Source organism: Halalkalibacter nanhaiisediminis, from assembly GCF_007830185.1.
Lineage (GTDB): Bacteria > Bacillota > Bacilli > Bacillales > Bacillaceae_D > Halalkalibacter > Halalkalibacter nanhaiisediminis.
The window spans coordinates 231,096-249,124 of record NZ_VLKZ01000002.1; the positions used below are offsets into that span (position 1 = coordinate 231,096).

Here is an 18,029-nt window from a genome sequence, read left to right on the forward strand (position 1 = left end):
CTTGGAAGCCATGTTATGAATCTTCCTTATTGGATCAAGAGCCTATGAAATAAGGAAAACTGCCTTCAATATGACAACAGCTTTCCTTTTCGTTATGCTAATCATACCTAAAATAATTCCGCTTTAAGAGCCGCGGTTGCTTCATCAGAATTTTAAACGTTGTACTACTTCCAATTTTTAATGTGTCAATAAGTAGAAGTTGATCCTCAAGGCTTTGGATCGTATTCTCCGCTTGATATTCCATTCCGCACAAATCACATTTCACTCCTGGCGTTTCTTTTATTTCAATCGCTCTTGATCCATCAGGCAGCTCCCAATAGACAGTACTAGACACTTCTTTAGCACCTTGTTCCCCGCACCATTCACACCTCATTTTTGCCCTCCTGTTCAAATTGTTTCAATTGGGCTTTAAATTTCTTTTCTTTTAATTGATCTCGCTGTTCCCTCTTATCCTTTAAAGTTGCGTGTGCAGGATCACTTTTAAAGTTAGCTCTTCGACTGTAGCGTAACAGCGACTCAGGAATGAGATTAGATTGTTCACTATTTAATAACGACGCTACGCCATTCTTGGAATTTTCACTATCATAATTAGGATATATATCTTTAAAATAATCGTCGGCACGCCCTGAAATATAATGTTCTGGTTCAGGATAGGTCGTAATCACTCCTTCAAAGTTACGAAGAACTATTTTTTCTGGACTATGTGAAAGAACATAATTCGGTTGTAAGGCGATTTTCCCGCCTCCACCAGGAGCATCGATTACATAAGTGGGTACTGCATAGCCAGAAGTATGCCCCCGTAATCCCTCAATAATTTCTAATCCTTTTGATACAGGGGCACGGAAATGACCAATCCCTTCTGATAAATCACATTGATAAATATAATAAGGTCTAACACGAATTTTGACTAAATCATGCATTAACTTCTTCGTGATCGCAACACTGTCGTTAATCCCTGCTAATATGACAGATTGATTCCCTACTGGAACACCAGCATCGATCAGCATCTCACAGGCACGTTTTGCTTCTTCTGTAATTTCAATCGACGTATTAAAATGGGTATTTAGCCAGACTGGATGATATTTTTTTAAGATCGTACAAAGATTTTCTGTAATTCGTTGTGGAAAGACAACGGGAGCTCGTGTACCAATGCGAATAATTTCTACATGAGGAATGTCTCGTAAGTTTTTTAATATATATTCAAGAATGTTGTCATTAATTAATAAGCCATCGCCACCTGAAATTAATACATCGCGTACGTCAGTCGCCTGGCGGATATAGTTTATTGCTCCATCTAATTGTTTTTTGGGAACACCCATTCCAATTTGTCCTGAGAAACGTCGGCGTGTACAGTAACGGCAATACATCGAACATTGATTCGTTACAAGGAACAAGACACGATCAGGGTAACGGTGGGTTAAGCCAGGAACTGGAGAATCTTCATCTTCATCAAGTGGGTCTTCCAGATCATATTTGGTTTTCTGGATTTCTTTTCCTATAGGAACTGACTGCATGCGGATCGGACAGCGTTCATCATCTGGATTCATTAATGATGCGTAGTAAGGGGTAATGTTAAGTGGAATCGTTTTTGTGGAAATTTTTACTCCTTCTTCCTCGTCAGGAGTAAGGTTTATCACTTTTTTTAAATCATCAAGTGTGCGAATGGTATTGGTAAGCTGCCAAATCCAATCATTCCACTTTTCCTCGGGTACATCTTTCCATAACTCAATGTCTTTCCAGTGACGCTTTGGTTTATACAAGTCATGTAACATATGAATTCCCCTTTCTGTCAATATTTCTAAGTGTTACAGGTTCAAAAAGAGGGAGAAGTTTAATTTTATAGAGATCTTCCTACTCATTCATACGGGTAAATCTTTTGTCCATACATTCATATCCTCCATTTTGTCAAAAATATAACAATTATTTATCATTCTCCCTCCGTACTCATAGCCTAGCTGATAAAGAGCAGCATTCATCCCGTACGAAAGTGCCCTTGCAATTGAAAAGACACATGTAATTCCTTGCTGTTTTAAGTCAGCTTCTAGAAAGCTTAGAATTTTCTTCATTAAACCGTACTTTCTATGCTCTGGCAATGTCGCGCAATCCGTTAATTCTGCATGGTTAAACGTTTTATTTATATCAGCTGAGGCTGCACTTACAATTTGCTTATTGTGTTCAACGAGATAAAAAATGTTGCCACTGTTCATTTGATAATGAATATATTCAGGCTGGTTCATCGGTGTTGGATATAGTTTGAAAATATGATCGTAAAGTGAGGAAAGCTGGACTACATCCTCTTTGGTTGCTCTTCTAAAATGATAAGTAGATGGAGGCGTAGTCAAAAATGACTGCCTATCTTTTTCTAAAATAGATATCAAAATGTCATTTTCCTGCACCCAGTAATGACTAGTTCGACGTTTGGTCTCTTTATAAAAGACCATCGCATAGCAATCTATTCCATTAAAATAACTTTTAAAAATAGCTTCTAATTCAAGTCCTTTTGATAATAATTCCTGCCAATGTTGTGGCCTAGTTTTAATAATGATTTTCGTAAAAGAATATTTCTCGACATATTTATTAATAGCACGTAACAAATCATCGATATTTCCACTAAAATCATTAACAAGAAGACGTTCGTTCGAATAATCAAAAAAGAGTTGAGCTTCAAATTCGGGCTGTTTAATTGTTTTTGCTTCATAACCAAAATTCATCTCTTCACTCCTCTCCTTAGTATATTTTGCAATTAAGAAAATGTGCCCACGTGACGTGAGTACTTGACGTTGGCCTTTAGCAAAGTTTCTTTCTCTCGTGACCGTGGGTACTTGCCTACAGGATGCAGGTACTTGGCGTTATCCACTCGACGTGGGTGAATTTAGCGAAGATACATTGATTTTACGGACGTGGACGCGAGCGCCTTTAGCAAAATTTCCTCACCTATCACAGCGATCAAGCAAAGTTTTATACAAAAAGTACGTGCTTATTAACTCACAAGTACTTTTCCACGTATCACTGGACGTTTTCTATCACTTCACCAATTGTTTTTACAATAAAATTTAAATCTGTTTCTTCAAGGCATAGTGGTGGTGCCAATGTCAATATATTGTTAAAGCCAGCAACTGTTGCACCGTTCTTCCCAATGATCAATCCTTTTTCTTTACAATTGGCGATGATTTTATTTAAAATACTTACCTCAATGGGCTCTTTTGTCTCCTTATTTTTCACGAGTTCAATTCCAATTAGTAGACCTTTTCCACGGACGTCACCTATATATGGATGCTGTTGCAACTGTTCTTGTAGTTCACTTAGTAATTGGGAACCGACGTCGAGAGAACGATTAAACAATTTTTCTTTCTCCATAATCTCAATGTTTTTTAATGCTAGTGCACAAGACGCTGGACTTCCACCAAATGTATTGACATGACGGAAATAATCATATTCTTCAGTACCTTTAAACGCTTCATAAATGTCCCTTCGTACAGCCGTGGCAGATAGAGGTAGATAAGCACTGGTAATTCCTTTCGCCATTGTAATAATGTCTGGCTTCACTCCGTAATGCATAAAACCGAACGGCTTACCTGTTCTGCCAAAACCACAAATGACTTCATCTACTATAAGAAGTGCACCATGTTCCTCGCAAATTTCTTTCACTGCCTTCAAATAGCCATCAGGAGGAATAAGAATACCGCCACCTGTAATAATCGGTTCCATGATCACACCAGCAATTGTCTCACTTAATTCCCATGTCATCACACGTTCAATCTCTTGAACTGAGTCTAACTGTCTTGTTGGTACATCATGATCTTCTGGCCGACGGTAAGAATCTGGTGGGGCAACTTGAATAAAACCAGGCGCAAGAGGCTCATATTTATGCTTTCTTTGCGCTTGACCTGTAGCTGATAATGCGCCAAATGAATTGCCATGATAAGCCCTGTACCTGGAAATGAACTTATGTCGTTGATGTTCTCCCTTTTGTTGATGATATTGTCTAGCTATTTTAAAAGCTGTTTCATTAGCTTCAGAACCACTATTTGAGAAAAAGATGACATACTCATCGCCTAGTAGTTCATTTAATTTTTCACCTAAATGAATGGCAGGAAGATGACTGTGCGTAAGCGGATAATAAGCCATCTCTTTTAACTGCTCATATGCAGCCTCTGCCAATTCTGTTCTTCCATATCCGACATTTACACACCAAAGACCTGACATGCCATCCAAATAATGATTTCCGTCGATATCTGTAATCCAAGCACCCTTACCACTTGCCACTACCATTGTTCCTTGAGGGTTATACGGCTTCATAGAATGCCAAATATACTTTTCATCTTTTTCAAAAGCTTCGTGTTGTTGCTCGGTATGTGTCACATGACCCCTCCTACTTAAGCTTTCTTATTTGCATAATTACTACGTGCCTATCCAATTATCCATTATTTATTATTCTTCTATTATTATATGTGGCACAATTTAAGGTATATGACTAATCAATAAACAGGTTTACATATAAAAACCCAACTCGGCTTGAGTCGGGTTAGCCGCCAAAAAGAGGCAACAACTTTTCTAAACTTAACTTGGCTTGACGATCAACTTTTCAATCTCTTCTAACAAACTTTGCTTGATTTGATCAACCTTTGCAAAATCCATCGCTCCAATATAATAGGCTTCTAATTGATCACGCAGGCCTTTTGCTTCTTTCAAATACGAAATAGCCTCTTTCATTTTATCTTTATAAGCACTGGTTGTTCGTTCAATATCTTCAGCAAATGTCTCATCTGTTCCTGGGGTCACGCATCTTTCATAAATATCAACGATTTCATCTGTTTCTCGTACAGGGAAATACTCATGAGGTGCTGTACTATCAAAAATGGCGATATTTTTCTCTCGCACAATGACCATATCTAGACTATGTGGATCAAAGCCACAATGGTACACTTCTACATCAAAACCTCTTTCTTCTCCTTCAGCTGCAATCTTTTTCAACATTGTCGACTTACCCGTTCCTGCTCTTCCCTTTAGAAAGTAACGTTTATTTAGATCCTCGGTTAGATTTTGAATAAAATCTACAGCACCATTAGGCGTTGCTGCACCTAGAAAACGGTGTTTCACAACAGCCTTTTTATCAAGAGAATCATCATTGTAAAAAAAAGAAATCATTTCTGCGGTCAATCTATTGGCTTCTTCAAAATCCATATTGCTTATATAAATATCCTCGATATCATCGTGCGCTCTTAACGCAGCCGCAAATGTGTCATAAGCTCTCTCAAATGTGGCAGAAATGGTCTCATTAAGTCTAAGAATCTCTTCTTTATAATGAGAAAGCTTTTCTGAATTCCATGCTATCCCTAGATTTACATATTCTTCGATTACACCAGGTGCTTTGGGTTCAATGACATGAGGTGCTGTCCCATCAACAATCCCAATTTGAAATTCAGGAATGATCATACCGTCAATTGAGTTATTATCAGATGAACAGTGTAAATACTCAATATCGAGGCCTTTACCTTCCATTTTCTCACCAATTGATTTCATTAACGATGACTTTCCAGTTCCAGGTCCTCCTTTTAAAATAAAAAGACGCTCCAAACCTTCTAATGCAGAATCATACAGATTATAAAAACCTTTCGCTGTATTTCCTCCTGCATAATAGTTGCGCACCTTCCCTTTCATGAAACCACCCTTTCATTCCTTTTCCTAAAACATATGTAGACTTTCTTACAAGGGTGAATGCCTATTTTCAATATATTCAAAAAAACGCTCACTTCTTAATAAATTAGAAGTGAGCGTTTATTCAACATGTTGCTGCCAATTGATCGCTTGAAGCTTGAAGATAATTTTTCCAAAATGAAGTCTCTTGTGTAATCTGTTGTTCCTGTTGTTTTTCAATTTCATCTCGTCTCAACTCTTCAAATTCTTTTAGGCGCTCTGCTGTCGTGTTCTTTCCTAAAATGGCGTTAACGAGCACATTTGCTAATACATGAGCGTCTTTCATCGCTGAATTAATACCAATCGCACCAGTCGGGGTCATAGTATGCGCTGCATCACCAATCATGACTAATCCATCTTGTACCCATGTTTTTAAACGAGAGCTTTCTACTTTTAAACAAACAAAGTCTTTCCATGATTGAAGGTACTGCAAAGCGATCTCTCTCAGTTGTGGAAAGCTTTCCAAAAGAGGTTCGAGAAATGGCTTTAATGAATTCTTAGTTAATGACGAGAATGAACCTTCGTCAATATTCCAACCAATTTGAATAAACCCGCCAGCTTGTGTAAATAATGCAAGCTGATGACCATTAACTAATGCCATTCGTGTCGTTGGCTCCCACCCTTGTGGAGCTGGAATTTTCGTCCACAATACATCATAACCATGCTTCGTAATTGTGACAGGTATGTTAGCAAGCTTTCTCACTGTAGAATAACGACCATCTGCCCCGACGATTACAGAACTATTCACGATAATCTCTTTTCCATCTTTTTTAGCTTTCACACCTATATAGCAACCTTTTTTATCACGAAGTAATTCCGTGACCGTTGTATTTAATAGAAAATGATAATGCTCATGGTGTTCTGATTCAGAAACAAGTGTATTTAATAAATGAGCTTGGGGAACATGAATCCCCACATGTCCTTGATCAGATGTAGGTGTAATGGTTTTTACAACCACGTTCCCGTTAAAAAACTCCACCTTCTCCATTTTCAGAATCCCTTGTTCTGCAATTTTTTCAAATAACCTATAATTCTTTAACAGGCTTTCCGTTTCAGCATTGATATGTTCTCCCCTAAATTTCCTTCCTGTTAGTGTAGCTCGCTCAATGATGACAGTTGAAATTCCCTTTTGGGCAAGGATATAGCCAAGGAAAGCACCTGCAGGACCACCGCCGACAATACAAACATCCGTTTGTAAATTCATCTACTCCACCTTCTCTTATTCCTTACTTTTCACCTATCACTCTGTTTAACTAATAATAGCTGTTGCAGCGTCGTACAAATGCCCTGACTTATTGATTTTTGTTTGTAAATATTTTTTATTATGATCTGATATATCTCCCCATAATGGAACATGAATATCGGCATCGATACCATAATTACGTATGGAAGCTAGTTTTCTTGGGTTATTCGTGATTAGACTAACTGGCTTCGTCCGTAATGATTTTAGAACTCGAATCGCTTCTTCATATGAGCGCATATCATCTTCAAAACCTAAGCTATGGTTAGCTTCTACTGTATCTAAGCCCTCTTGCTGCAAAAGATACGCTAACGATTTTGAAAAAAGCCCGATTCCACGACCTTCATGATCAGCTAGATAAAAGAGCGCGCCACTACCATGTTCTGCAATCATCTTCATTGATTGATGTAATTGAAAACCACAATCGCATCGCTTACTTCCAAATATATCGCCAGTATGACAAATACTATGAAATCTGATTAACGAATGATCAGATTCTGCAAAATCACCATAAACTAAAACCGATGATTGCTGCAGTGAAGCAAGATTCGCTTCAGGCAAAGCTTCTAACAATTCTTCTTTATCAGATGGTAAATCCTTAAGGTTTAACCATGTATACCATTTAAATGTTATCTCTTGTTCTCCAAGCTTTACTGGTAGTTTAATTGGACCAACAAGCGCAAGATCAGGACTGCCTTGTTGCTTAATAATGTCTATTTTTTGTTTAAGAATCTGCTTCACTTGTACATCCATTTGTCTTCTCTCCCTCTTCTAATCAATGGGCACAATTCTAACTCTATATAAAAATAAAATCATTTCATTTGTTTGAGCAAAAAAAATATTTAATTCTGTCAAACTAGAAACTAACAAATTTTTCTTAGAATAAAAAACCAGCTTTAAATATTTTCTATATGATAAAAAGTTATTTAAAGAGTAACAAATTCGACATTGTAGGTCAATAAAATTTTTGTTATTATGAAAATAAGTTTTCTATAAAGAATATTTCGAGGTGACAAAAATGGATATAGGTTCTACAATTCGTTCAATACGAAAAAGAAAAAAAATAACAATTGCCCAAATGAGTGAAGGTACAGGCCTCTCTAAAGGGTTTATTAGTAATGTAGAAAATAACAACACTTCCCCTTCAATTAGTACATTAGAAACGATTTCTAATTTCCTAAATATACCTTTACCTTACCTTTTATTAAAGAAGAACGATCGGATGCAAGTGGTTAGAAAAAACGAACGAACATACACTACCTATACGGATCGAAATATGAAGGTGGAAAATTTAATATCAAAAGATGGATTACGAGTAATGAACGTTGAGCTTGCTCCAGGGGCTTCAACAGGACTTGAACCACATTCTCATGAAGGAGAAGAATGTCATGTCATTGTGAAAGGAACCATTCTTGCTGAGCAATGTGAAGAGTCAATGATATTAGAAGAGGGAGACTCCTTTAGTTGGAATGCCAGTGTCCCTCATTTCGTGAAAAACATTGGAGATGAACCTGCTGTTATTTTAATTGCGGTTTATTCAGAATCAGAGGATACCGACTTATAGAGAAATCAAAAGAAAGGTTTTTAATGATGAACATAACCAGTTTTGGCAACGGAGAACCGATCATATTTTTACATGGGTTGGTTGGGAATCAACATGTTTTCAAAATGGAAGTGAAGCAATTAAGTGAGAAATATAAAACGATCTCATATGATTATTTGGGGCATGGTTCTGATCTCGGGGAAGAGGTTGTCTTTACGATTGAAAACTTAGTCAGTCAACTGTACAAAGTATATGAATCAGAGCAAATCAAAAAGGCTCATATATGCGCCTTAAGCTTTGGGTGTTATATTGCTCATGCATTTGCAGAAAAATATCCTGATAAGGTGATAAGCATTTGTAATATCGGCGGACATTATAATAATCTTTCCTTCTTATTCGATCAATTTACGCAATCTTTCCAAGAGCCAATAAACGACTACCCCACATGGCTAAAGAAGTATGCTGAAAGGGTCAAGCCAAACACAAAAGAAATGCCGAACCCTTACAATGAAAAATCAAAAGACATTTTCTTAACATACGGTGCTCTTCTTCATCCATCTATTATCAAGCAATCGCTTAAAATCAGACTTCACTTTGATTTAAAGGCAGTGTTAAAGACATATAAAAAACCTTTACTTTGGATTAGCGGCGAATATGATTCTTTATATCGCACTTGTACGTATGATCTAAAAGAAATCATCCCACATGTAAACTATGTAGAAATACCTGATGCAGGTCATCTTGTGAATCTAAATCAAAGTGCTTTATTTCTTAAAGAGTATGAACGATTTTTATCTCGTCTTGTAAATAGAAAAGATAAGGATATTGCTTAGATTTGCAGAAAAAACTTTATATCAAAATTCAGGCTAAGGATTTTCTCTTAGCCTTTTTGTTTATATTCGTATATAAATTTATTCACAAATGCCTAAGAGCTGAAGTAGGAAGAAATGATGATGCATAATTATCCAGCAAATCCAATAATGTATGGTAGTAATCTACAGGTGCAGCAACCCCAAGCAATGGATCCTTCTACTCCCCACTGTCTTTAATGATTATTCTTTTTAAATTAAAAACGAAGATATTTATTGCAAAAAACCGCTAAGAAAACGTCATACGAAAGCTGTAATCTTTTGTTGCTATTTCTTAGACTTCATACAAAAAAAGAGCCACCTATTGTAGCCCTCTAAGTAATAATTATTAACTTTTAGATTGAGTTTTTAATAAATCCCGAATTTCCGTTAACAATACTTCTTCTTTCGTTAAAGCTGGTGCTTTCACTTCTTCTTTTTTCTCTTCTTTTCTTTTGAACTTATTGAATAACTTAATAAATAAAAATATAGAGAAGGCAATGAGTACAAAATCAACGATTGATTGTATAAATACGCCGTAATGAATGACAGCATCCCCGAATACGATTTGCAAACTTCCAAAATCAATACCACCGATGATTAACCCGACTAATGGCATGATCATGTCCTCAACTAGAGACGATACGATTTGATTAAATGCCGTCCCTAAAACGACGGCAATTGCTAAATCAAATACATTGCCTCTCATAGCAAATTCTTTAAATTCTTTTAACATGTCTAATCCCCCCATACGATAAGAAAATCATACTACATGTGAAAAGAACAAATCAAATATCCTTATAACAATGCATCGGCCTCGACAATTTCCACTGTTAAATGTTCATTTGCTGATAAATCAATTTCGTAAGGTGATATTTCTTGCTGCTCTTCGTCACTAAAAATCCTTATCACTGGTCTTCCGACTGCGTTAAAATTATATTGAGAGACGATTCCTGTTCTTCCATCATTCAATTTAACAGTCAACCCTTGAGGATAGATCGCTATACAATTACTAAACAACTCTACCTGTTTGCTTTCGAATTGTGTTCCACTACCAGCATAAAGTAACTCTAGACCTTTATGTGGTAGCATTGACGATCTGTAGACTCTATGAGTAGTAACTGCATCAAATACATCCGCTACACTTATTATTTTTGCATATTTATGAATTTCTTCATCCTTTAACCCTCTTGGATAACCTGTCCCATCGATTCTTTCATGATGTTGAAGCGCACAATGAGCTACAGGTAATGGGATTTCATGAATCTTTCTAAGTAGCTCAAAGCCTAATTCACTATGAGCCTTCACTTGCTCAAATTCTTCTTTTGTTAGCTTTCCTGGTTTATTTAAGATTTGAGGTGAAATATACATTTTCCCAAGGTCATGTAACATTGCCCCTAATCCAATTTCTTCAATATTTTTAAGTGGTAATCCATTCTCAAGTGCTAACTGACAAGTATAAATCGTTACATTTAGGCTGTGAGTATAGACGTAGTTTTCATGGATCTTTGTTGATGCTAATAAATTAAGCGCCATTTGGTTTCCATTAAGACAACTCAATATATCTCTAAAGATTTTTTGGAAACTTCGAATGGCTCTTCCAGATTTCATCATTCCTTGAATATTTGAGTTAGCTGTACTTAAACCAGCAATTGTATCCAATCCATCTGTAATGACATTTACCGCTTCAGCACGCAATGTTTCAGGGATAGCTTCGACTATTTCAATTCCCTCAGATACTTCATCCTCTATGTATATTGTGAAAATACTATACTCTTCCAATTTATTGATCAAATTGGTTGTCAGCTCTGTCCCCTGATTCAAAAGTACTCTTCCATTTTCATGATAGAGTGATTTTCCTAATTTAACTCCTGGCTGGCATCTATCTAACGTAATTAATCGCATTCTTTATTGATCTCCTCTTTCAATACGTATAAACCTTTAGTCTTAATTTAGAATACTTGCAAAATGATCTTAAGTAAACCTTGTTCATGTCAAAAGAACTCTAATTTTGTAGAAAATAGTACATATTTCTCAATTATTTGTATTAGAAAGAAAAAATAAGTTCACTTATCATTACTAAAGAATTATATAGAAAAAGAACTGCGCTAACGCAGTCCTTTAGTCATTCTATGCTTTTGCAAACCCACCTCGTTGTCATCTTCAAGATGGTCGCTTTTAAGCAATTGATTCATTCATTTGCTATTTAAATACTCCACTCTCTTTTAACATATGTATAGCGTTTTTCAAAACCTCTTCACTTTGAGCTAGAGAAATACGTAAATACCCTTCACCTTCTGTACCAAATGCAATTCCAGGTGTTGTCACAATACCTGCTTCGTTCATTAACTTGTACGCAAACTCGGTAGACGTAAAAGGCGTTGGAACCTTAGCCCATAAAAACATAGATGCCTTTGGTGAATGAACATTCCAACCAAGACTACGTAACCCATCTACTAAAATATCTCTTCGCTTCTTATAGATGTCCCGCAAATCATCACTGAAACTAGAGGACATACTTAAAGCGCGAATCGCGGCATTCTGAATTGGTAAGAAAACACCGTAATCAAGATTTGATTTTAACCGATTCAATCCTTCAATCACTGTACTATTTCCAACAACATAACCTATGCGCGCACCTGCCATATTAAAGCTTTTCGAAAGTGAATTAAATTCAATCCCAATCTCTTTGGCTCCGTCTATTTCTAAAAAACTTATTGGCTTCTCTTCGTAATATAATTCAGAATAAGCAAAATCATGAAGAACGACAATATGATACTTTCTAGCAAATTGAACGACCTTTTCAAAGAAATCCTTTGTTGCTAACGCTGGTACAGGGTTACCAGGAAAATTTAAAATCATCATTTTTGCTTTTTTACGAATATCTTCTGGAATAAGCTCTAGATCTGGTAGAAATTCATGCTCTTCTTGAAGTGGCATATAATAAGACGTTGCCTCGGCTAAAGCAATACCAGCAGCATAAGCTGTATAGCCAGGATTAGGGACAAGAACGACATCACCTGGGTTAGTAAGAACTAATGGCAAATGGACAAGCCCGTCCTGCGACCCCATAAGCATTAAAGCCTCATTTTCAGGAGATAGATGAACATGATATTGCCGATCATAATATCCAGATATCGCTTGAAGTAGCTCTGATGTTCCAACCAAAGAATAACGATAAAGCGAAGGATCTTTTGCACTATTAGATAGCTCTTCCATCACCACATCTGGTGGAGGTAAATCAGGACTACCAATACTCAAATCGATCATACTGTGACCTTCTTGAATTTTTTGTTTTTTATAAGCAGCTAACTCGTTAAAAATACTCGTTTGAAATGAATTCATTTTCTTAGAAAGCGTTATTGCCATACTATTTACCCCTTTTGCTATTACTTAATATTTCTATCTATTATTATATCAATAATAGGGTAATTTTGGAGTCCAATCTTTCAATTGATACCTAGCTAAATTCCTTTGGTATTTTTTTAATGATCATTAATACTAGCACCACTAATGCGATTTTTCCAAACAGTGGATAGAGAAAAGTAAGCAATGAGCTGTATCCAACCTGACTAATGATGACAGAAATAAGAAGAATTAGGGTAATCATAACCATTCGTGGAACATTAACGTATTGTAACAACTGTCTTTCTAATCCAAATAAATTGCCTATGACCGATGTAAACACCTCTCCGAATATGACAGTGATATAGATGAAATAAAAAGCAAAAAAAGTTGTTTTCATCACTTCTGCCATCGGTATGTCGTAACTCGCAACATTTGGAAGAGTCGAAAGAGAAATGTGGCTAGTTAATAAAATAAGTGTTAATAAAGCCCCACCAAGCACTCCTCCTCTTATTAACACAACTTCATCTTTCACTTCTTTTGCTAAAGGAACTAGAACAGCTGCTGCTAATGTGAGATTAAAAGCTGCATAGGATAAAGCTGAAACAATCCAATGAACTGTACGAGGAGTTTCGATGACTATGAATTGAAATTCATGAATATGTAATGATTGAGCAGCAATCATTACACTAAATAAAATCAACATTGGAACAACTACGACATTTACTCTAAAAAGCCCTTTAATACCATATAACATGACAAATATTGTTAATATGATCGTTAGTATCATTCCTAGCTGCTTTGATAAACCCAGTTGTTCTTCAAAAATAGCTCCTGCACCCGAAAGCATAACCGATGTTATTCCGAGTAGAACGATTAGCATTAATAGATTAACAAATCTGCCTATAAAACGGCCAAAGAGAAAAATAGTGAGTTCTTGATATGAATTTGCGTCTATTCTTTTTGATAAAATCATCATTTTTGTGCCCAGAAGTATAAATAGTAATCCAGCTATTGAGATGCCAGCTATACCAAAAAGCCCATATTGAGTGAAAAACTCTACAATTTCTCTTCCTGTTGCAAACCCTGCTCCAACTACCGTTCCAACATAAACGGCTGCTACTTGAATTGAGAGAATCCAGCCTCGTCCCATTGACTACACCTTCTTTTAGAAACAGTCACTTCTCTTATTTATATGAAACAAGTTTCGGAAAAGAAGAGATTGTATGAAAAAAGGCGAGCATGTTTATTTTGCTCGCCTTTTTTCATATAAGATTTTTCATTTAGATGACTTATTATTAAACACACACATTTTCCAAGGTGCTTTACATTCTTTCTATTTTATTGCCTGATGGACTTTTAACTGCTTACCTTTTATTGTCGTTGTCTTCATCGTTTTTAAAACAATTGGTCCTTTACCATTTAATATTTCAACATAAGAAACATTGTCTTGAATGGTAATGATTCCAATATCATCAGCTGTTATTCCTTCAATTTTTGCAATCGTCCCGACAAAATCTACAGCTCGAATCTTCTTTTTCTTTCCACCATTAAAATAAAGCTTCATAATATCTTTATTTAATTGCTCACTTTTATCTTTTTTGATTTCAGGTTCAACATTCATTTTTTCTTGAAAAGCGTTTTTTCTCCTTGCCACTTCTACCTTTGATGGAGTAGTCATTTTAGGGATTTGAAAGCCTATATATGCCTCTATATCTGGTATGAATTTCCCTTCATCTGACGTTATAAAAGTGATGGCTTTACCTGTTTTCCCAGCACGTCCAGTTCTACCTGTTCGATGGACATAGCTTTCTTTTTCAAGTGGTAGATCATAATTGATCACAAGGGTAATATTATCAATATCAATCCCTCTTGCCGCCACATCTGTCGCTACTAAATAACGAAACTTCCCTCTTTTAAAATCATCCATGACCGCAAATCGATCTTCTTGAACGAGACCTCCGTGAATTTTATCACAAGAATAATTCAAACGATGTAACTGTCTAAACAGTTGGTCTACCTGCTCCTGTGTCCGACAAAAAATCATACAACTATCTGGATTCTCAATGATTGTAATATCTTTAAGAAGAGAAAATTTATCTTCTTCACTTACTTCTATAAGAGAGTGATCAATTTTATTTTTTGTTTTCTCTGTCATTTTGATTTCGATTTCAATTAGATCTTTCATATATTTATGTGAGAGGGCTTCAACATCTTCTGGCAATGTAGCAGAAAATAGCATCGTTATTCTATTAGTAGGTAGTTGTTGAATAATCGCTTCTACTTGATCAATGAACCCCATATTAAGCATTTCATCTGCTTCATCAATGATAAAATAGGTTAAACGATCTAAAGACAGCGTTCCTTTTTCGATATGATCTAACACTCTTCCTGGAGTGCCCACGACGACATGTGTTTTCTGCTTTAATTGTAATTTTTGTCGATCAAAAGATTGTTTTCCGAATATGGCCGTTGCTTTAATTCGTTTAAATCTCCCAATATTCGTTATATCATCTCTTACTTGTGCAGCTAGTTCCCTCGTTGGCGTAAGGATTAACGCTTGAGGCTTGTTTTCTTCCCACTTGATCATCTCACAAATCGGTATCCCAAAAGATGCCGTCTTCCCACTTCCCGTTTGTGATTTCACAACAAGATCTTTCTTTTTCAATGCTACTGGAATGACTTTACTTTGTACTTCTGTTGGTATGGCATAATGTAAATGATCAAGCGCTCTTACGATGTCCTCACTTAAGTGATAATTTTTGAAACTTCCGTTGCTCATGTAGTAACCTCATTTATTTCGAATTAGTTGGCTCGTTTATCAAACATTTTAAACTGTATTATAGCTACAGCATTTCTTATTATACTTGAATTACATAGTTAATGGGAAACATCATGTAAATCAATATAAGCGTACACATTTTACTCGTTGACCTATTTGATAGTCGTTTATCTCTTTCTATTTGTCTAGAAATTGAATTAAAGCTTGATACGTTTCTTCGGGTGCTTCTTCTGGCAAAAAATGACCGCATGTAAATGCTTGTCCAATCACGTTTTCCGCTCGCTTGCGCCACAGTTTTAACACATCATATAGTTGCCCAACAGTTCCTTTACTGCCCCAAAGTACTTGAACTGGCTGTTTTGTTTTCACATGTAAATCCTGTTCATCATGTTCAAGATCTATTGATGCTCCTGCACGATAATCTTCACGTCAACGACCCACCACTTAACGACCTTGCGGACTGTTTGAAGTGGGGGCTTACGTCTGTCGGAGTTCGACAGTGCTTCTACCCTCGTAGAGAGCAACTACGCTTATTCCTACCCAGTAGTGCGAACGAGCCATGCTCTCCTACCTTAGCGTGATGGAACATAAGGACGGTTGACTTCGCCCCTACCGCAAGAGTTATACTCCTATGGTACCTACACCAATATGTTCAATTCCCTTACGGTGTAGATTCATTGCACCAATACGGTCATCGTTTGATTGATATTGGCAATTTTTACACTTGAAAATGTGTAGCTTTTTATTGCGATTTGCTTTTTCAATGTGTCCACATTTAGGGCAAGTTTGAGAAGTGTATTTGGGGTCTACTACAATGACCTTCTGTCCATTCAATTCAGCTTTATACTCAAGCATTTGACGGAACTGGTAGAAAGCCCAAGACACAGAAACATAGCGATTTTTCACTCGCACTTTTTCTGTTGCAGAACGAACACCTGTTAAATCTTCTAAAACAAACATTGTACCTCTAGGGTATTGATCAACGAGTGCCTTTGTCATTTGATGGTTTACATCAGTGACATAACGGTTTTCTCTTGAACCGATTTGTTTTAGTTTCTTACGAGCAGATGGTGTTTGTCGCATTTGTAACTGCTTGCGAGTGGCTTTACATGCACCACGCTTATGCTTCACAACATTTCCGTTGTAAAAAGTGGTTTTACCTTGACTATCATAAGTAGTCGCAAGAAAGTTAATGCCTACATCAACACCAACGATAGTGCTTACATTTTCAAAAACGATCTTTTGATACTCTTTTGTCATGGGGATGTGTAAGAACCACTTCTTGTGCTTATTCACTAATTTAGCAGTACCGAATTTCCAAGTGCCATTGAAGTATTTCTTCATAGCCTTTCGCTCATAGTTTAGCTTTAACCGACCATCAAGTGTATTCACGCTAAATTGATTTTGGGTTAGAGAGTAATCACGATTCCACACAAGATTATATTCTGGACGTTTACATTCAATCAAAGACCATTCATGCCCATTCGATTTAGCTGACTTGTAACGAGCGATGACGGTTTTCATCACAGATTGAGCCATTTGACTTTTTAGATCAAATAGATTGCGTAATGGTTTATAATACAAGTCATTCAGTTTTACTTGATTTAGATTTTTCGTTTCGAATATGTGTTTCGATAACCAGTTACAAGCCTTACGATAAGCATTAGTTGTTATTTTTAGACTTTCAGTTTGATTGTCAGACACATAGATTTGTATTTTTGCAGTAAGTGTAGCCGTTATTTCCACCACCTTTCACCAACTAAATGATACCAAATTTTTAGTGAAAGGTTAGTAACTGAAATAGAGAAAGGAGGGGCAAGGTGGCAGCTTCAGATACTTAATTACGATTTTAACGTACCATACCGTATCTGACGGCAATTCCTCCCCCACTTATCGTTGCACACGATTGAAGTGGGGGAGGAATTGCCGATTTTAGATGAAGAATGAATAATGTCTGTTCTTGAGAAATAACGAATATATTCTTCCATTAATGGCTCAGAAATGGCTCCAGGCGTTTTACACCAAGATTGAAATATATGTTTGAAAAAAACGTTAGGTTCAGCATGAATTAGCTTCTCAGGCATGGGTGATGGCTGAATTAAAAAGAACCAATGATAGTACTTCTTAGCAAACTCCATATTAGTCATATTGTACATCGCGTGTGTCGGTGCTATATCAAGTAAGGTGCAACTTTTTACCTGTTCTGGATAATCCAAAGCCATTCGATGAGCAACTCGTGCACCTCGATCATGCCCTACTACATCAAAGCTATCAAAACCAAGTTCTCTCATGACATGAACCTGATCAAATGCCATTTCTCTTTTCGAATAAGTGGAATGGTCAACTGCTCCTATAGGACAGGAACTGTCTCCATATCCTCTCAAGTCTGTCAATACGACAGTATATGTTTCTGAGAGCTTCGGGGCAACTTTATGCCACATTTTATGAGTTTGCGGATAGCCGTGAAGAAATAAAACAGGCTTCCCATTACCCGCTATTTTAACGTTTATCTTCACATCTTCAACTTGTATCGTTGTATGTTTAAAATTTCCTAACAAAATGATCACTCCTTTT

The 18,029-nt window shown here is 36.5% G+C and carries 17 protein-coding genes; 2 read left to right on the forward strand and 15 right to left on the reverse strand.

Annotated elements, in window-relative coordinates; all coding sequences use genetic code 11:
* Positions 1-97 precede the first annotated feature (97 nt).
* The 7 genes from IQ10_RS03745 to IQ10_RS03775 all read right to left on the reverse strand — a co-directional run bounded on the left by IQ10_RS03745 (position 98) and on the right by IQ10_RS03775 (position 7,690).
* Positions 98-373 (reverse strand): YokU family protein, encoded by a 276-nt coding sequence (locus IQ10_RS03745; RefSeq protein ID WP_144449145.1) that lies wholly within the window; start codon positions 371-373, stop codon positions 98-100.
* The gene (gene kamA, locus IQ10_RS03750) at positions 363-1,772 is read right to left on the reverse strand and encodes a lysine 2,3-aminomutase (RefSeq protein ID WP_144449146.1); all 1,410 of its coding nucleotides are present in this window, start codon (positions 1,770-1,772) and stop codon (positions 363-365) included. Before kamA ends, IQ10_RS03745 begins: the two co-directional genes overlap by 11 nt.
* 87 nt (positions 1,773-1,859) lie before the next feature.
* Entirely contained in the window at positions 1,860-2,711 is an 852-nt protein-coding gene (ablB, locus tag IQ10_RS03755; protein WP_144449147.1) for a putative beta-lysine N-acetyltransferase, read from the reverse strand.
* 295 nt (positions 2,712-3,006) lie between these two features.
* Entirely contained in the window at positions 3,007-4,362 is a 1,356-nt protein-coding gene (locus tag IQ10_RS03760; protein WP_144449148.1) for an aspartate aminotransferase family protein, read from the reverse strand.
* Positions 4,363-4,560: 198 nt separating this feature from the next.
* Positions 4,561-5,661, reverse strand: a complete 1,101-nt coding sequence (locus IQ10_RS03765) for a PRK06851 family protein (protein ID WP_144449149.1) — start codon at positions 5,659-5,661, stop codon at positions 4,561-4,563.
* Positions 5,662-5,782: 121 nt separating this feature from the next.
* Positions 5,783-6,901 (reverse strand): FAD-dependent monooxygenase, encoded by a 1,119-nt coding sequence (locus IQ10_RS03770; RefSeq protein WP_144449150.1) that lies wholly within the window; start codon positions 6,899-6,901, stop codon positions 5,783-5,785.
* A gap of 45 nt (positions 6,902-6,946) precedes the next feature.
* On the reverse strand, positions 6,947-7,690 hold the full coding sequence (locus IQ10_RS03775) for a GTP cyclohydrolase II (protein ID WP_144449151.1): 744 nt from the start codon (positions 7,688-7,690) through the stop codon (positions 6,947-6,949).
* 265 nt (positions 7,691-7,955) lie between these two features.
* Here IQ10_RS03775 and IQ10_RS03780 point away from each other — a divergent pair, with 265 nt between their 5' ends.
* Together IQ10_RS03780 and IQ10_RS03785 are read left to right on the forward strand one after the other, a co-directional pair.
* Positions 7,956-8,501, forward strand: coding sequence for a helix-turn-helix domain-containing protein (locus tag IQ10_RS03780; protein ID WP_144449152.1), 546 nt, complete (start codon positions 7,956-7,958; stop codon positions 8,499-8,501).
* A gap of 26 nt (positions 8,502-8,527) precedes the next feature.
* The gene (locus IQ10_RS03785) at positions 8,528-9,313 is read left to right on the forward strand and encodes an alpha/beta fold hydrolase (RefSeq protein WP_144449153.1); all 786 of its coding nucleotides are present in this window, start codon (positions 8,528-8,530) and stop codon (positions 9,311-9,313) included.
* 364 nt (positions 9,314-9,677) lie between these two features.
* On the opposite strand, the gene mscL is transcribed toward IQ10_RS03785, so the two are convergent.
* From mscL to IQ10_RS03825, 8 genes are all read right to left on the reverse strand, one after another.
* Positions 9,678-10,064, reverse strand: coding sequence for a large conductance mechanosensitive channel protein MscL (gene mscL, locus IQ10_RS03790; RefSeq protein ID WP_144449154.1), 387 nt, complete (start codon positions 10,062-10,064; stop codon positions 9,678-9,680).
* A gap of 62 nt (positions 10,065-10,126) precedes the next feature.
* On the reverse strand, positions 10,127-11,233 hold the full coding sequence (locus IQ10_RS03795; RefSeq protein WP_144449155.1) for an HD-GYP domain-containing protein: 1,107 nt from the start codon (positions 11,231-11,233) through the stop codon (positions 10,127-10,129).
* Between the two features lie 297 nt (positions 11,234-11,530).
* A complete protein-coding gene (locus tag IQ10_RS03800) occupies positions 11,531-12,697 on the reverse strand; it encodes an LL-diaminopimelate aminotransferase (protein WP_144449156.1) in 1,167 nt (388 codons plus the stop codon).
* A gap of 91 nt (positions 12,698-12,788) precedes the next feature.
* Entirely contained in the window at positions 12,789-13,826 is a 1,038-nt protein-coding gene (locus tag IQ10_RS03805; RefSeq protein ID WP_144449157.1) for a YkvI family membrane protein, read from the reverse strand.
* 183 nt (positions 13,827-14,009) lie between these two features.
* Positions 14,010-15,455: a DEAD/DEAH box helicase gene (locus tag IQ10_RS03810; RefSeq protein ID WP_144449158.1), complete on the reverse strand. Its 1,446-nt coding sequence runs from the start codon at positions 15,453-15,455 to the stop codon at positions 14,010-14,012.
* A 177-nt stretch (positions 15,456-15,632) separates the two neighbouring features.
* Complete coding sequence (locus IQ10_RS03815) at positions 15,633-15,824, reverse strand: alpha/beta fold hydrolase (protein WP_199757376.1); 192 nt, start codon at positions 15,822-15,824, stop codon at positions 15,633-15,635.
* Positions 15,825-16,076: 252 nt separating this feature from the next.
* The gene (locus IQ10_RS03820; protein WP_437177654.1) at positions 16,077-17,204 is read right to left on the reverse strand and encodes an RNA-guided endonuclease TnpB family protein; all 1,128 of its coding nucleotides are present in this window, start codon (positions 17,202-17,204) and stop codon (positions 16,077-16,079) included.
* Positions 17,205-17,296: 92 nt separating this feature from the next.
* The gene (locus IQ10_RS03825; RefSeq protein ID WP_144449159.1) at positions 17,297-18,013 is read right to left on the reverse strand and encodes an alpha/beta fold hydrolase; all 717 of its coding nucleotides are present in this window, start codon (positions 18,011-18,013) and stop codon (positions 17,297-17,299) included.
* Between the last annotated feature and the right edge of the window lie 16 nt (positions 18,014-18,029).

Bases quoted from the DNA above. Each gene is read 5' to 3' on its own strand.
- IQ10_RS03785 (WP_144449153.1), top strand. From the start codon at position 8,528: ATGAACATAACCAGTTTTGGCAACGGAGAACCGATCATATTTTTACAT.
- IQ10_RS03765 (WP_144449149.1), bottom strand. From the start codon at position 5,661: ATGAAAGGGAAGGTGCGCAACTATTATGCAGGAGGAAATACAGCGAAA.
- mscL (WP_144449154.1), bottom strand. From the start codon at position 10,064: ATGTTAAAAGAATTTAAAGAATTTGCTATGAGAGGCAATGTATTTGAT.
- IQ10_RS03805 (WP_144449157.1), bottom strand. From the start codon at position 13,826: ATGGGACGAGGCTGGATTCTCTCAATTCAAGTAGCAGCCGTTTATGTT.
- IQ10_RS03770 (WP_144449150.1), bottom strand. From the start codon at position 6,901: ATGAATTTACAAACGGATGTTTGTATTGTCGGCGGTGGTCCTGCAGGT.
- IQ10_RS03800 (WP_144449156.1), bottom strand. From the start codon at position 12,697: ATGGCAATAACGCTTTCTAAGAAAATGAATTCATTTCAAACGAGTATT.
- IQ10_RS03810 (WP_144449158.1), bottom strand. From the start codon at position 15,455: ATGAGCAACGGAAGTTTCAAAAATTATCACTTAAGTGAGGACATCGTA.
- IQ10_RS03780 (WP_144449152.1), top strand. From the start codon at position 7,956: ATGGATATAGGTTCTACAATTCGTTCAATACGAAAAAGAAAAAAAATA.
- IQ10_RS03775 (WP_144449151.1), bottom strand. From the start codon at position 7,690: ATGGATGTACAAGTGAAGCAGATTCTTAAACAAAAAATAGACATTATT.
- IQ10_RS03795 (WP_144449155.1), bottom strand. From the start codon at position 11,233: ATGCGATTAATTACGTTAGATAGATGCCAGCCAGGAGTTAAATTAGGA.
- kamA (WP_144449146.1), bottom strand. From the start codon at position 1,772: ATGTTACATGACTTGTATAAACCAAAGCGTCACTGGAAAGACATTGAG.
- ablB (WP_144449147.1), bottom strand. From the start codon at position 2,711: ATGAATTTTGGTTATGAAGCAAAAACAATTAAACAGCCCGAATTTGAA.
- IQ10_RS03745 (WP_144449145.1), bottom strand. From the start codon at position 373: ATGAGGTGTGAATGGTGCGGGGAACAAGGTGCTAAAGAAGTGTCTAGT.